This is a genomic window from Devosia sp. Micro-HW1 (assembly GCF_056341075.1).
This window is the reverse complement of the sequence record NZ_CP094375.1, coordinates 3,156,830-3,169,443: the sequence shown is the minus strand read 5'-3', so window position 1 is coordinate 3,169,443 and position 12,614 is coordinate 3,156,830. Positions and strand designations below refer to the sequence as shown.

The 12,614-nt window shown below is 64.2% G+C and carries 11 protein-coding genes; 3 read left to right on the top strand and 8 right to left on the bottom strand.

The genetic code is table 11. The features are described from left to right. Positions 1–1,860 carry a feruloyl-CoA synthase gene (locus MQW79_RS15275; protein WP_476585327.1) on the bottom strand — a complete coding sequence of 620 codons (1,860 nt, stop codon included), beginning with the start codon at positions 1,858–1,860 and terminating at the stop codon, positions 1–3. A gap of 40 nt (positions 1,861–1,900) precedes the next feature. Next, positions 1,901–2,683 (bottom strand): IclR family transcriptional regulator, encoded by a 783-nt coding sequence (locus tag MQW79_RS15270; protein WP_476585326.1) that lies wholly within the window; start codon positions 2,681–2,683, stop codon positions 1,901–1,903. Positions 2,684–2,895: 212 nt separating this feature from the next. On the opposite strand from MQW79_RS15270, the gene MQW79_RS15265 reads away from it, so the two are divergent. Continuing rightward, positions 2,896–4,599 (top strand): thiamine pyrophosphate-requiring protein, encoded by a 1,704-nt coding sequence (locus MQW79_RS15265; protein ID WP_476585325.1) that lies wholly within the window; start codon positions 2,896–2,898, stop codon positions 4,597–4,599. 29 nt (positions 4,600–4,628) lie between these two features. Further along, the gene (locus MQW79_RS15260; RefSeq protein WP_476585324.1) at positions 4,629–5,162 is read left to right on the top strand and encodes a 2,4'-dihydroxyacetophenone dioxygenase family protein; all 534 of its coding nucleotides are present in this window, start codon (positions 4,629–4,631) and stop codon (positions 5,160–5,162) included. Between the two features lie 186 nt (positions 5,163–5,348). Here the strand turns inward: MQW79_RS15260 and MQW79_RS15255 are convergent, their stop codons facing one another. The 6 genes from MQW79_RS15255 to MQW79_RS15230 form a co-directional block, all read right to left on the bottom strand. Further along, a complete protein-coding gene (locus tag MQW79_RS15255) occupies positions 5,349–6,800 on the bottom strand; it encodes an aldehyde dehydrogenase (RefSeq protein ID WP_476585323.1) in 1,452 nt (483 codons plus the stop codon). Positions 6,801–6,811: 11 nt separating this feature from the next. Beyond that, complete coding sequence (locus MQW79_RS15250; RefSeq protein WP_476585322.1) at positions 6,812–7,537, bottom strand: ABC transporter ATP-binding protein; 726 nt, start codon at positions 7,535–7,537, stop codon at positions 6,812–6,814. Beyond that, positions 7,530–8,258 (bottom strand): ABC transporter ATP-binding protein, encoded by a 729-nt coding sequence (locus MQW79_RS15245; protein ID WP_476585321.1) that lies wholly within the window; start codon positions 8,256–8,258, stop codon positions 7,530–7,532. Before MQW79_RS15245 ends, MQW79_RS15250 begins: the two co-directional genes overlap by 8 nt. After that, positions 8,258–9,190 (bottom strand): branched-chain amino acid ABC transporter permease, encoded by a 933-nt coding sequence (locus MQW79_RS15240; RefSeq protein ID WP_476585320.1) that lies wholly within the window; start codon positions 9,188–9,190, stop codon positions 8,258–8,260. Before MQW79_RS15240 ends, MQW79_RS15245 begins: the two co-directional genes overlap by 1 nt. Continuing rightward, positions 9,187–10,059, bottom strand: coding sequence for a branched-chain amino acid ABC transporter permease (locus tag MQW79_RS15235; RefSeq protein WP_476585319.1), 873 nt, complete (start codon positions 10,057–10,059; stop codon positions 9,187–9,189). The genes MQW79_RS15240 and MQW79_RS15235 overlap by 4 nt, the downstream gene beginning before the upstream one ends. Positions 10,060–10,277: 218 nt before the next feature. Beyond that, the gene (locus MQW79_RS15230; RefSeq protein WP_476585318.1) at positions 10,278–11,507 is read right to left on the bottom strand and encodes an amino acid ABC transporter substrate-binding protein; all 1,230 of its coding nucleotides are present in this window, start codon (positions 11,505–11,507) and stop codon (positions 10,278–10,280) included. 154 nt (positions 11,508–11,661) lie between these two features. Here MQW79_RS15230 and MQW79_RS15225 point away from each other — a divergent pair, with 154 nt between their 5' ends. Continuing rightward, on the top strand, positions 11,662–12,555 hold the full coding sequence (locus tag MQW79_RS15225; RefSeq protein WP_476585317.1) for a helix-turn-helix domain-containing protein: 894 nt from the start codon (positions 11,662–11,664) through the stop codon (positions 12,553–12,555). Positions 12,556–12,614 lie beyond the last annotated feature (59 nt).

Below are 12,614 nucleotides of genomic sequence, written 5' to 3'. Positions count from 1 at the left end.
TCAGGCGCCTTTTCGCGGCAGAATGAAAATGTCGGGACCGGTGGTTTCGGCATGGAGCTGCGCCACCAGTTGCGAGCGGTGCGTCCGCACGGCGCGCTGGTTGATCGAGCCCTTGTCGGTCACCTCGCCCTTGTCGATACTGGGCACTTCGTCCATCACCAGCGCCCGCGCCACATGGTTGGAACTGCCGGTGGATTTCTCGGCCAGTGCGGTGAGACTCGTTGCAAATTTCTCGCGCACCGAAGGATGGGCGAGAAGGACGGCAGGATCGGTATCGGCTTGCAGGCCGGCATGGCGGGCACAGGCGGCCAGATCGGGGAAGATCAGCGCGCCGATAAAATTATCGTCGGCTCCGGTCAGCACCACGTCGCGGATCAGCGGCGCACAGGCACCGATCACCGACGCGCGGACGGCGGCAAAATTGACCCAGGTGCCGGTGGAGAGCTTGAAATCCTCGGTGACGCGGCCGTCGAAGACGAAGCCTTTGCCCAGATCGTCAGGATCGGCAAAGCGCACCGCGTCACCGATCCTGTAGAAGCCTTCCTCGTCAAAGGCCTCCGCGGTCTTGTCGGCGTCGCGCCAATAGCCGGGCGTGACATTGGGGCCCTTGAGGCGGATCTCGGTCTTTTCGGCATTGGGGACGAGTTTGACTTCCATGCCCGCTGCCGGCAGGCCGATATGGCCCGCCTCGGTCACCGGCCAGGTGGTGGTGAAGGCAAAGGGCGCCGTTTCGGTCGAGCCATAGCCGGTAATGAGCATCACCCGCTGCCCCAGCTCTGCTCGCGCCGAGCGGTCCAGCCCGTCAAAGACATGCTGGGAGAGGCTGGCGCCCGCATATTGCAGGATCTTGAGCTTGGCAAAAAAGTTGCGCCGCACCTCCGGGTCCTCGTCGAACGCGGCGACCAGGAATTCATAGGCCTTGGGCACATTGGTCGAAACCGTCGGCTGCACGTCCCGCAAGTTCCGCAGCGTGCGACCAATGCCCGCCGGGGTCGGCACGCCGTCGTCAATATAGAAGCTGCCGCCATTGTAGAGCGCGATGCCGGTATTGTGGCTGCCGCCGGCGACATGGTTCCAGGGCATCCAGTCGAGCAGTACGGGCGGCTCGTCCTCCAGAAAAGCCAAGGCCTGCCGGATCATCTGCTGATTGCACGCCATCATCCTGTTGGTGGTGATCACCCCCTTGGGCAGGCCCGTGGAGCCCGAGGTGAACAGCACTTTTGCCACCGTATCGGGCGTGATCGCATCATGTGCCGCCGCCACTGCCGACGTAACAGGCGTTCTGAGCAGATCGTCAAAGCGGCGGACGGCGCGCCCCTCGATGGGGTTTGTGCGCACCACCAGCGGAATGTCGGCGCCGAACACTGCATCAATGGCAGGCGCGAATTTTGCCCCATCGCTGGCATAAATGAGGCCCGGCGTCAGCAGCCCGGCAATGTGCCGAAGCTTGCCGAAATCGGTCGAGACCAGCGAATAGGCCGGGGAGATGGGGGCATAGGGAATGCCCACCCACATGGCCGCCAGCCCCAGCAGGAAATGCTCGATCTCATTGCCCGAGAGCACCATCAGCGGCCGCTCGGGCGAGAGGCCGGCATCGAGCAAGGCCTGCGCCAGCGGGGGAATGCGGGAGAGCACATCCGCATAGCTCAGTTCGCGCCAGCTCTCGCCGTCGCGGTCGGCGATCAGCACCGTGTCCGGCGTCCTTGCCGCCCAATCCTTCAGTGCATCGACCATGGCGCGCGGATAGGCGCCCAGGGCCTCGATCGGCCGGATGATGGTCGTGCCATCAGCACGCTTTTCAGCGCTCGCTGCCATGCTGCCGAGCCGCACCGGGCGGATCGGCGTCGTCGCCAGGTCCATGAGTCTCCTCCCTCATGAATTTAGTTATGCTACATAACTATCATTTCGACAAGGGGGCAGTCAGACGCCGTCCATAGAGCAGCAGCGACGCCTCCCTTGCCGCAACCTGCAAGCGGTCGAGCGCCCGGTCCAGGGCCGCCCTGTCGATCCGCGAGCTCGGGCCGAACATGGAGAGCCCCGCCACCATGCGTCCGCCATCGGTCAACACCGGCACAGCCACGGCGGTGATGCCGTCTTCACGCTCGCCCATATTATAGGAATAGCCGCGCTGACCTACCGTAGCGATCTCGTCCTGCAATTGCAGCGGATGCGTGATTGTCCGACCCGTCATGGCATCGAGCCGCGCCGTCTTGAGATAACGCGACCGCTCGCTGGCGCTGACATGGGCCAGCCACAGCTTGCCATGCGCCGTGCAATAGGCTTCCAGCCGGTCGCCCACGCGAATGTCCACTGAAAGGCTGCGTGGCGGCATGGCGCGCGCAATGCACACCACCATGCCCGCTTGATAAATGGTCGCCATGCTCGCCTCGCCGAGGTCCGTGGTCAGGTCATCGAGCACCGGTTGCAGCCACTGGCCCAGCCGGTCCTCGTCGCGCGCCCGGTCGCCCAGATCGACCAGCGCATAGCCCAGCCGATAGCTGCCCTTGGCCAGCTGTACCAGCGCCCCCTCGGCTTCGAGCGTTTTCAGGAAGCGATGGGCTGTGATCGCGTTGAGCCCCAGCTCCCGCGTCACATCGGCCACGCTGATGCGCGGCCGCCCGCGTCCGAGCAGCCGCAAAATGTCAAAGGCCCGCGCCACAGAATTGTTGAGCTGCTGCGCCAAGCGCCACTCCACTTCTCAATAATAGACAAACCCGTCACCCACTCTGACCCAGGGACGCGCCTCCAACCCACCGCCCACCGCTCCCACCCGGCGCATAGGTCACCGATTTCTCGCGGAAATCCGGCCTTTTCGCTCACGCCCGGTGCGCTGCTTGACAGGTGGTAGCACAAAAACCACGCTTTTAGTGGAATGTGCAAAACTATAATAGATAAATGGAACATCAAACACCCTCTCTCACCGCCGGTGGCGCCCTGCTCGCCCGGCTGAAGACCATTGGCGTCGACTATATCTTTGCCAATTCGGGCACGGACTTTCCGCCGATCATCGAGGGCCTCGCCGAGGCCGCCGCGAAAAGCGTGCCACTGCCGCAGGCTTTGGTCATGCCGCATGAAGGCGCGGCCATGGGCATGGCGCATGGCTATTACCTCGCCACCGGAAAATCGCAGGTGGTGATGGCCCACACCAATGTGGGGCTCGCCAATTGCGCCATCGGGGCCGTCAATGCTGCCGTGGAGAATGTGCCGGTGCTGCTGTTTTCCGGCCGCACGCCCGTGACCGAGGCCGGCCGCTTCGGCGCCCGCACTGTGCCCATCGGCTGGGGCCAGGAAATGCGCGACCAGACCGCGCTGGTGCGCGAGGCGAGCAAGTGGGACTATGAATTGCGCTTCCCCGAGCAGGTGGGGGAACTGGCCGACCGCGCCTATGCCATCGCCAATTCGACACCCAAGGGCCCGGTCTATGTCAGCCTGCCGCGCGAAGTGCTGTGCGAAGCCTATGCAGGTCCCGATGTCGCGCGGCCCCTCTGCATGCAGCCGGCAAAAGTGTCCGCCTCCAGCGCAGCGATCGCCGCGGTAGCGCGGCGGATCGCCGACGCAAAGTTCCCGGTCATTTTCGCCCAGCATGGCGCCGGTTCGACCGAGGCCTTTGCTGCACTGTCCGCCCTGGTGGATCGCTGGGCCATTCCGGTCTGTCAGTATTGGGCCGTGCAACTGGCTCTGCCCACCGATCACACCATGCATGCCGGAGCCAATCCCAAGGCGCTTCTGGAGCAGGCCGATCTGGTCATCGTCCTCGACAGTCTCGCGCCCTGGTCGCAGCAGGCCCATGCGGTGAGGGACGATGCCCATGTGGTCCATATTGGCCCGGACCCGCTGAAAGCCCGCACGCCGATCCGCAATTTTCGGTCCGACTTGTCCATGGTCAGCGAATTGCCCGAGGCGATCCTGGCGCTAGCAGAGGCGCTGGAGCCATTGCCGCCGGGCCAGAGCGTGGAACACCGCCGCGCACAGATCATGGCGAAGACTGCCCAAACGCGGCAAGCCGCACTCACCCATGCCGAAGCCGGCCGCGACGGAGTGATGAGCGCCGACTATGTGGCGAAGTCAGTGTCCGACGCCATTGCCGGGCGCAACGCCATGCTCCTTTCCGAGCGCGGCTGCCCGATGAGCGCCATGACGCTTTGCCATCACCAGGCCTGGTATCAGGAGCCCCATGCCGGCGGTCTGGGCTGGTCCTTCCCGGCAGCGCTCGGCATGCAGCTGGCCGACCGCGAGCGGCTGGTGGTCGCCACCATGGGCGACGGCTCCTACATGTTCGCCAATCCGGTCGCCTGCCACCAGATCGCAGAAGCGCTGGAGCTGCCGCTCCTCGTTGTCGTCATGAACAATAATGAATGGGCCGCCGTGCGCCATTCGGTCACCGACATCTATCCCGATGGCTTTGCCGCCAAGGCCAACCAGATGCCGCTGACCGCGCTCTCGCCCAGCCCCGATTTCGTGCAGGTGGCCCGCGCCAGCCGCGCCTTTGCACAAAAGGTCAACACATCAGCCGAACTCGCCGGGGCCCTGCCCCTGGCGCTCGCCCATATCGCCGAGCATCGCTCTCTCGCGCTGCTCGACGTGACCATGCGCAACTGAAGCGCAAACAAGAAGAAGAGGAGGCCCCGATGCCCGAAATTGCAAAGAATGAATTCTGGAAGGATTTTAAGCCCATCACCAGGGTATTCCAGCCCGATGCCTTGCCCGAGGTTTATCTGGCCAATGCGCCGACCGAGGACGAGCGCTATTACGTGCCCTTTACCGAAACAGTGTCCTCGCGCCCGCTGTGGATTTCACCGACGCAGAACAAGTGGTGCGACATCCTGATGGCCAAGAAGGCGGGGCTGGTAAACCGCCACTATCACCCGCACGAAGTCTTCGCGCTGACGCTGTCGGGCAAGTGGGGTTATCTCGAACACGACTGGACCGCCACCAAGGGCGACTTCGTCTACGAGACGCCCGGCGAGGGCCATACGCTGGTCGCCTACGAACACGAAGAGCCGATGCGCGTGTTCTTCACCGTCACCGGGCCGCTGATCTGGCTGGACGAAAACGGCGAACCCAATGGCTTCTTCGACGTCCACAACTACATCGCCATGTGCCGCGAGCACTATGACAAGGTCGGCATCGGCGCGGATTATGTGAATTCGCTGTTCCGGTAGGGTGCAGGAGGCCAATGGGCTGACCTGGCAGTCGCCAAGAAAGCCGCACCGCCCTCGGGCTCGACCCGAGGGCCGCTCGCTCCATCCACATGCACTGTGCAGGTGCACAGAGGTCCTCGGGTCAAGCCCGAGGACGGAACGCGCCGGTGATGACAGAGATTTTTCCGTCGAGCAAATCCATGATGGTCAGATCGGGTAGTGGATATGACCGTCCTGCACGGTCACCCAGCGCAGTTCGGTAAACTCGGCAATGCCCCAATTACCGCCGAACCGGCCATAGCCCGAGGCTTTAACGCCGCCAAAGGGCATCTGCGCCTCGTCATGCACGGTCGGGCCATTGACGTGGCAGATGCCGCTTTCGATGCGGCGGGCCACGGCCAGCGCCCGATTGACGTCCTTGCCGAAGACGGCTGAGGAGAGCCCATATTCGGTGTCATTGGCGACGCGCACGGCCTCGTCGATGGAGCCGACGCGGACAACGGTCACGACAGGGCCAAAGGATTCCTCGGCATAGATGCGCATCGAGGGCGTGACCTTGTCGAGCAGTGTCGCATCGACCAGCGTGCCCTCGATCTTGCCGCCGGCGGCAAGCACCGCGCCCTTGGCCACGGCATCCTTGACCAGCTGGTCGAGGCGCGTGGCGGCCGTCTGGTCGACCACAGAACCCAGCGGCGTCTGGCCCTTGACGGGGTCGCCGGCGACCAGGGTCTTGGCCTTGGCGGCAAGCTTTTCGACAAAGCTGTCGGCGACGGTATTGTCGACCACGATCCGCTCGGTCGACATGCAGATCTGGCCCTGGTTCATATAGGCACCGAAGGCAGCGGCGGCGACGGCCTCATCGAGATCGGCGTCATCGAGCACGATGAACGGGGCCTTGCCGCCCAGTTCGAGCAGGGCCGGCTTCAAATGCCGGCCGGCCTTTTCGGCAATGATGCGACCGACGCGGGTCGAGCCGGTGAAGTTGACGCGGCGCACGGCCGGATGGGCAATCAGCGCCTCGACGATCTCAGCCGCATCCTGCGGCGCGTTGGACACGGCATTGAGCGCGCCCTTGGGCAGGCCCGCTTCGAGCAGCGTCTCGACGATCAGCCGATGGGTGCGCGGGCACAGTTCGGAGGTCTTCATCACCACCGTATTGCCGCAGGCCAGCGGGGTCGCCAGCGAGCGCACGCCCAGGATGACCGGCGCATTCCACGGCGCCATGGCCAGCACCACGCCGGCCGGCTGGCGCACCGCCATGGCGGTCGAGCCCGGACGATTTGAGGGAATGATCTCGCCCTTGATCTGGGTGACGAGACTGGCCGCCTCGCGCAGCATGTCGGCGGCCAGCATGACGTTGAACATGGCCCAGCCGGCGGTGGCGCCGATCTCGGCGCCCATGGCCGCGACGAAGAGCGGGCCCTTCTCCTCAAGCAGGTCAGCCGCCCTGAGCAGGATTTTCCGCCGCTCCCTGGGCACGGTCCTTGACCATTCGGGGAAGGCTGCCGCAGCGGCATCGGCCGCGCGCTGGGCGTCATCCACGGTGGCGGCCGCGGCGCGGGTGGCCACTTCGCCTGAAATCGGGTTCATGCGCTCGAAGACGCCGCCGCCCGTCGCCTTCTGGTCTTCATTGTCAATGAGCAGGCCCAGCTGGTCCATGGCTCTTCTCCTTACTGCTTTTGGGCGGCAGCGCCGCCAAGGAATGCCTGTTGTACGGCCGCGTCGGTCTTGAGCGCCTCGGCCGTGTTTTCACCGGTGATGCGGCCCGCTTCCATCAGGTAGCCGCGATCGGAAATGGAGAGCGAGATCGACACATTCTGTTCGACCAGCAAGAGTCCAACGCCCGTCTCCTTGACGCGGCGCAAGGCCCCGAACAATTCGGTGACGACGATCGGCGCCAGGCCAAGGCTCGGCTCGTCGAGCATGAGGAAACGCGGATTGCTCATCAGCGCACGGCCGATGGCCACCATCTGCTGTTCGCCGCCCGACATGGTGCGCACGAGCTGGGTCCGGCGTTCGGCAAGGCGCGGAAAGAGATCGTAGATCAGCGCGTGGCGCTCCGTCTCGCCGGCGCGCGCCCGTTTGGGATTGGCGCCCAGGCGCAGGTTTTCCTCGACGCTGAGGTCACCGAACACGCCGCGACCTTCCGGCACCAGCGCGATGCCGGCTTCGGGAATGAGATGCGGCCTGGTGCCGAGGATGGATTGGCCATCAAGCGTTACAGCCGAACCGGCTTCCGCCCCGGCGAGGCCGGCAATGGCCTTGAGCAGCGAGGATTTTCCCGCGCCATTGGCGCCGAGAATGACCACGGTTTCGCCCTCGGCAATGCGCAGCGCGACCTGGTTGAGCGCCAGGTGGCGTCCATATCGCAGCGAGAGGTTGCTGATTTCAAGCATGGCCGTCTCCGAGATAGGCGGCGATCACGGCCGGGTCGGCCAGGACGTCTGCAGTCGGTCCGTCGGCGATCTTGGTCCCCACATTCATCACCACGGCGCGGCTGCACAGCGCCCGCACCGCTTCCATGATGTGCTCGACCAGCAATATGGTCATGCCGCGCCGCCCCAGCGAGGTGATGAGGTCGATGCCGACCCGCAATTCCGTCGGGTTGAGACCCGAAAGCCATTCGTCGAGCAGCAGCAGCAGCGGCTCGGCCGCCAGCGCCCGCGCCAGTTCCATGCGCTTCTGGTCAATATAGGTGAGGTCATTGGCATGCTCATCGCCGCGGCCGCCCAGGCCCACTTCGGCGAGCAATTGCTCGGCCCGGTCGCGCGCTTCCTGGCCCCAGAGATGGTTGGGTCGGAAGGCCAAAGCCGCCATCACATTTTCAGCGACGCTCAGCGAGGGCAGGATGCGCACCAGCTGGAAGGTCCGCGCAATGCCCTTGTGGGCAATGCGATTGGGGGCGAGCCCGGCGATGTTCTCGCCGGCCAGCATGATGGAACCCGAAGTCGGAGCGAGGGCGCCCGAAATCATGTTGATCACGGTGGTCTTGCCCGAGCCATTGGGACCGAGCAGCGCCACCGTCTCGCCTTCGGCCACCGAGAAGCTGACATCGTTGACCGCGGTCAGGCCTCCAAACTGCTTGCGCAGGTTCTGGATATCGAGAAGCGTGGTCATCAGGCTGCCTCCCCCTTGCGTTTCATGCGCTGCATCAGATCCTCGATCCCCGCCAGCACGCCGCGCGGCACCACGAAGACGATGGCGATGAACATCAGGCCCAGGATGATCGAATAGTGGCTGGGGAAATTGGCGCTGAGCCATTCGAACAGCAGGAAGAGCGGGATCGCCCCCAGTGCCGGGCCCCAGAGGCGGTTGGCACCGCCGAGCAGGGCCATGATCAGCGTCAGGAAGGAGATCGTCGGATTGAAGACGATGGACGGTTCGACATAGGTCCAGCGCGGCGCCTGGATGGCGCCCACCAGCGTGATGATGGTGGCGCTGGTGGCAAAGAGCGCGAGTTTCACCCCCGCAATATTGATGCCGGTATGGGCGGCCACGGTCTCGTCATCGCCGATGACCTTGAGCGCGAGGCCCAGCCGCGAGCGCGCGATCAACCAGCCGATGCCGATGGTGAGCGCGGCGAGCGCCAGCAATTGCCAGTAGATCTGTTCCGGGCTGATCGGCAGGAAGATGTAGCGGCCCAAAGTGCCCGTGACATTGACCTCATACCAGGTGACGAGCTGGCGGATGAGTTCAGCCAGGCCAAAGGTGAAGATGACGAAATAGACCCCGGCCAGCCGCAAGGTTGCGAGCCCGACCACCAGAGCCACGGCAAGGCCGATGCCTGCGGCCACCAGCAGCACCGCCCAATAGGGCAGGACTTCGCTCAGCACCGCGACCGTATAGGCGCCGATGCCGAAGAAGGCGACCGTGGCCAGTGACACATAGCGGGTGGGGCCGGAAAACAGCGCCCAGGCGCTGGCAAGCACCACATAACCGGTCATGCCGAGAAGCAGCCCGACACCATAGGCGCCGGCCTGAGACGGCAGCCAGGCGAGCGCCGCAAGGCCGAGTACAATCAGGACAATCGAGACAGCAGCACGGGTCATCGTCCGGCGACCTTTCCGAACAGGCCCGCGGGCTTCCACAGGAGCACGGCGAGGAAGAGACAATAGGTAGCGGCGAGCGTCAGGCCCGGATCGACATAGGTGGCGACAAGGGTTTCGACCACGCCGAGCAACAGGCCGGCGACCAGCGCGCCCATGAGATTGCCCAGGCCCCCCATGATGACGATGACCAGCGCCTTCATGGTGAAGACCACGCCCATCGAGGCATTGAAGGTCTGGTACATCGAAATCATCACCCCGCCCGAGGCGGCCAGCATGGTGCCCAGCGCGAAGGCGAAGCGGGCGGTTCTGGCCACGTCGATGCCCACCAGCGGCGCGGCATTGGGATTGACGGCGATGGCCCGGATGGTGGTGCCCCAGCGGGTGCGGGTCAGCACATGGAACAGGGTTGCGCCGATGATGACGGCGAGGGCAAAGGCCAGAAGGCGATTGGCCGCGATATTGGTGCCCAGCACGTTGATGCCGAAGTTGAGATAATTGTAGCTGGTATAGTTCGATCCGAAGGCCACCAGCATGACGCCCTGGATGACGAACAGGAGGCCAAAGGTGGCGAGGATCGAATCCACTTCCAGCGTGCCGCTTTTTTTCGAGCGGGTGACCAGCGGCTGCATCATCACGCCATAGATGACATAGCCTGCAATGAAGGCGACCGGCAGGATGATGCCGAGGCCCAGGATCGGGTTGATCCCGAAAGTGGAGAACAGCAGGAAGGCGGCAAAGGCAGCGAAGATCAGGATCTCGCCATAGGCGAGGTTCATGATGCGCGAGATGCCGTATTGAAGCGTCAGCCCCATCGCCACCAGCGCATAGGTGCCACCCAGCACCAGCCCGGTTATCAGTGTCGAGATCATTTTGTTCCTTCTCCCGCTGCCGACGCGTCTACTGATCGTTCTACGTCAGCGGAACGGCTTCCCTCGCTTGGGAGAGGTCGTTCCTGGGTTCGCAAGGTACACCCCCACCCAACCTCCCCCTGAAGTAGGGGGAGGAGAAGAGTCGAGCCACCGGCCCAGCTCCCTCCCCTATCAGGGGGAGGGTTGGGGGTGGGGGGTACCCCGTCATAAGAGTTCAATCAGTTTGCCGGCCAGGGGGCCTTGGGCAGGATCGGGGCGACCGCGCCTTCACGGTCGGACGGAGCGACGGCAACGAAATTGCCGCCCTGCCACTGACCGCCGAACCACAGCTGGCGCAGCTGGTTGTCTTCGAGCTTGGTCTCCCCCAGCACGGTTTCGAACGTGCCGGTGGAGAGTTCTTCAGAGACCGCTTCGCGATCGAGGCCGCGACGCTTGATCGCCTCTTCGAGCATTTCAAGGCTCGCATAGGTGATCACCGAACCCCACCAGTCCGGCGCCTGGCCGATGAATTCGGTGTGGCGGGCGCGATAGTCCATGACGGCCTCGTTGTTCACGTCGATGCCGCCAAGGCTCATGATGCCTTCGATCTTGTCGCCATTATTGGCCTGGTAGACCGGGAAGCCGGTGCCCACACCCAGATAGAGGACCTTGGGATTGTAGGCGGCGACCTGGGCCTGCTGGGTCAGGGCAAAGGTGTCGGGCGGATAGGAGAAGGCCACGAATGTGTCGGCACCGGAGGCGGCGGCTTCGTTGAGCATGGGCGTGAAGTCGGTGGTGCCGACCGGATAGGTCACGTCATAGACCATGTTGAGCCCGGCATCGGCAAAGGACTGGCGGGCGGCATTGATCAGGTCGATACCAAAGCCGTCGGCCACCGAAATCACCGCGACATCGCCATTGATGGTGCCGGCTGCCTGCTGGTCGGTGAGGATTTTCGACAGGGTCTCGGTATAGTCATGGCCGCCGCCAAGGAGCCAGAAGCTCTTCTTCCAGCGCTGCACGAATTCGGGGGCCTTGTCGGTCACGGCCGACACGGCCAGCTGCGGATAGCCAAAACGGTCGAACAGCGGCGCGGCGGCGAGGTTGAAGCCGGTGCCCCAGGGCACAAGAATGAAATCAACCTGATCCTGGGTGGCGAGGCGCTCGACGGCCCGCACCACTTCCTCGGACGAGGATCGGTCGTCATATTCGATGACTTCGATGGGCAGGCGGCTGCCGTCGGGCATTTCGAGACCTCCGGCTTCATTCACCTCATGCACCCAGAGCTGATAATTGGGCAGGGTGGTGATGCCGGCGCCACCGGCATTGGCGCCGGTCTTGGAAATGGCATAGCCGATCTTGACCGAAGTGCGGTCCTGAGCGGAGACGGCGGCGACGCCGACGCTGGCGAGCAGGGTCGCGGCAAGGCCGATGGCACGCAGGGCGGACCTGCGGGAAAACACAGTCATGGGTTCCTCCTCTGGGCCCTGTTTCGGGCCAGCTGTGCCGGGCAGCGTTTGACTGTTCTCCGGCCACTGGGCGAACGCTACACGGGTGCATGGCCGGTCACGAATAGACTTTTTGCGGAGAAACTTGTACTTTTTCCGGGTTTCGGAGGGGAAAATGCGCAAGCCTGACACCAGTCTCGGGTTTCGGCCTTTGGTCGATCTCGCTCGCGAACTCGACGGGCAAGTGATTGCCACGACGCTCGATACCGCCCGCTGGACAATGCCGGGCGGACAGAACTGCGTCTTCGTCCTGATATCAGGCTCGGGCACGGTGACCACGGCAGGCGAAACGACGCCATTGCAGGCGCCCAATCTCATCTGGATCCCCGCCAGCCAGCGGGCCGAACTGTTGCTGCTGGCCGGCTCGCGCGGGGCCTGGCTCACCATGTCCGACGCGGCCCTGGGTCAGATTGCCCTGCCCGGCAATATTGCCGAGGACATGCGCCGTTTCGCCCTCAGGCCCCAGCTGGGTACGCGCATCGAGCGCGACGTGGCGGCGCGGCTGGCAACGCTGTTCACCCTGATGACCGAGGAACTGCGCTCCAATGCCTCGGGCTCGCAGGACATGGTGCGGCACCAGTTGGCGATCGTCGCGATCCTCCTCTGGCGCACTTCGGACCTCGCACCCACCACCGCGCGCCCGGCGCCGCGCACCATTGTCAGCAACTTCCTGTCCATGGTCGACCAGCAGATGCGCAGCCATTGGTCGGTGGCCAATTATGCCCGCTATCTGGGGGTCAGCGTCGACCGCCTGACCAGCGCCGTACAACGCGCCACCGGGCAGACGCCGCTCGGCCTGATCCATGCGCGGCTCTTTGCCGAGGCAAGGCAGATGATGGAAAATTCGGGGCTGCAGATCTCCGAGATTTCCGCCCATCTCGGCTTTGACGACCCAGCCTATTTTTCACGATTTTTCAAACGGCTGAGCGGGAAATCGCCACGGCAATACCGGCAGGATGCGGCGATGAACCAGGTGCGCGACAGCGGGTCCTATGCGGCCTGGCCGTGAGCCTCTTGTGCTTTATTTGCGCCGAGTGTCGCCAACCACGATGCCGTCCTCGGGCTCGA

Excerpts from the sequence above, each read along its gene's own strand:
- MQW79_RS15265 (WP_476585325.1), top strand. The coding sequence starts at position 2,896 with ATGGAACATCAAACACCCTCTCTCACCGCCGGTGGCGCCCTGCTCGCC.
- MQW79_RS15260 (WP_476585324.1), top strand. The coding sequence starts at position 4,629 with ATGCCCGAAATTGCAAAGAATGAATTCTGGAAGGATTTTAAGCCCATC.
- MQW79_RS15245 (WP_476585321.1), bottom strand. The coding sequence starts at position 8,258 with ATGACCACGCTTCTCGATATCCAGAACCTGCGCAAGCAGTTTGGAGGC.
- MQW79_RS15250 (WP_476585322.1), bottom strand. The coding sequence starts at position 7,537 with ATGCTTGAAATCAGCAACCTCTCGCTGCGATATGGACGCCACCTGGCG.
- MQW79_RS15235 (WP_476585319.1), bottom strand. The coding sequence starts at position 10,059 with ATGATCTCGACACTGATAACCGGGCTGGTGCTGGGTGGCACCTATGCG.
- MQW79_RS15275 (WP_476585327.1), bottom strand. The coding sequence starts at position 1,860 with ATGGACCTGGCGACGACGCCGATCCGCCCGGTGCGGCTCGGCAGCATG.
- MQW79_RS15240 (WP_476585320.1), bottom strand. The coding sequence starts at position 9,190 with ATGACCCGTGCTGCTGTCTCGATTGTCCTGATTGTACTCGGCCTTGCG.
- MQW79_RS15255 (WP_476585323.1), bottom strand. The coding sequence starts at position 6,800 with ATGGACCAGCTGGGCCTGCTCATTGACAATGAAGACCAGAAGGCGACG.
- MQW79_RS15225 (WP_476585317.1), top strand. The coding sequence starts at position 11,662 with ATGCGCAAGCCTGACACCAGTCTCGGGTTTCGGCCTTTGGTCGATCTC.
- MQW79_RS15230 (WP_476585318.1), bottom strand. The coding sequence starts at position 11,507 with ATGACTGTGTTTTCCCGCAGGTCCGCCCTGCGTGCCATCGGCCTTGCC.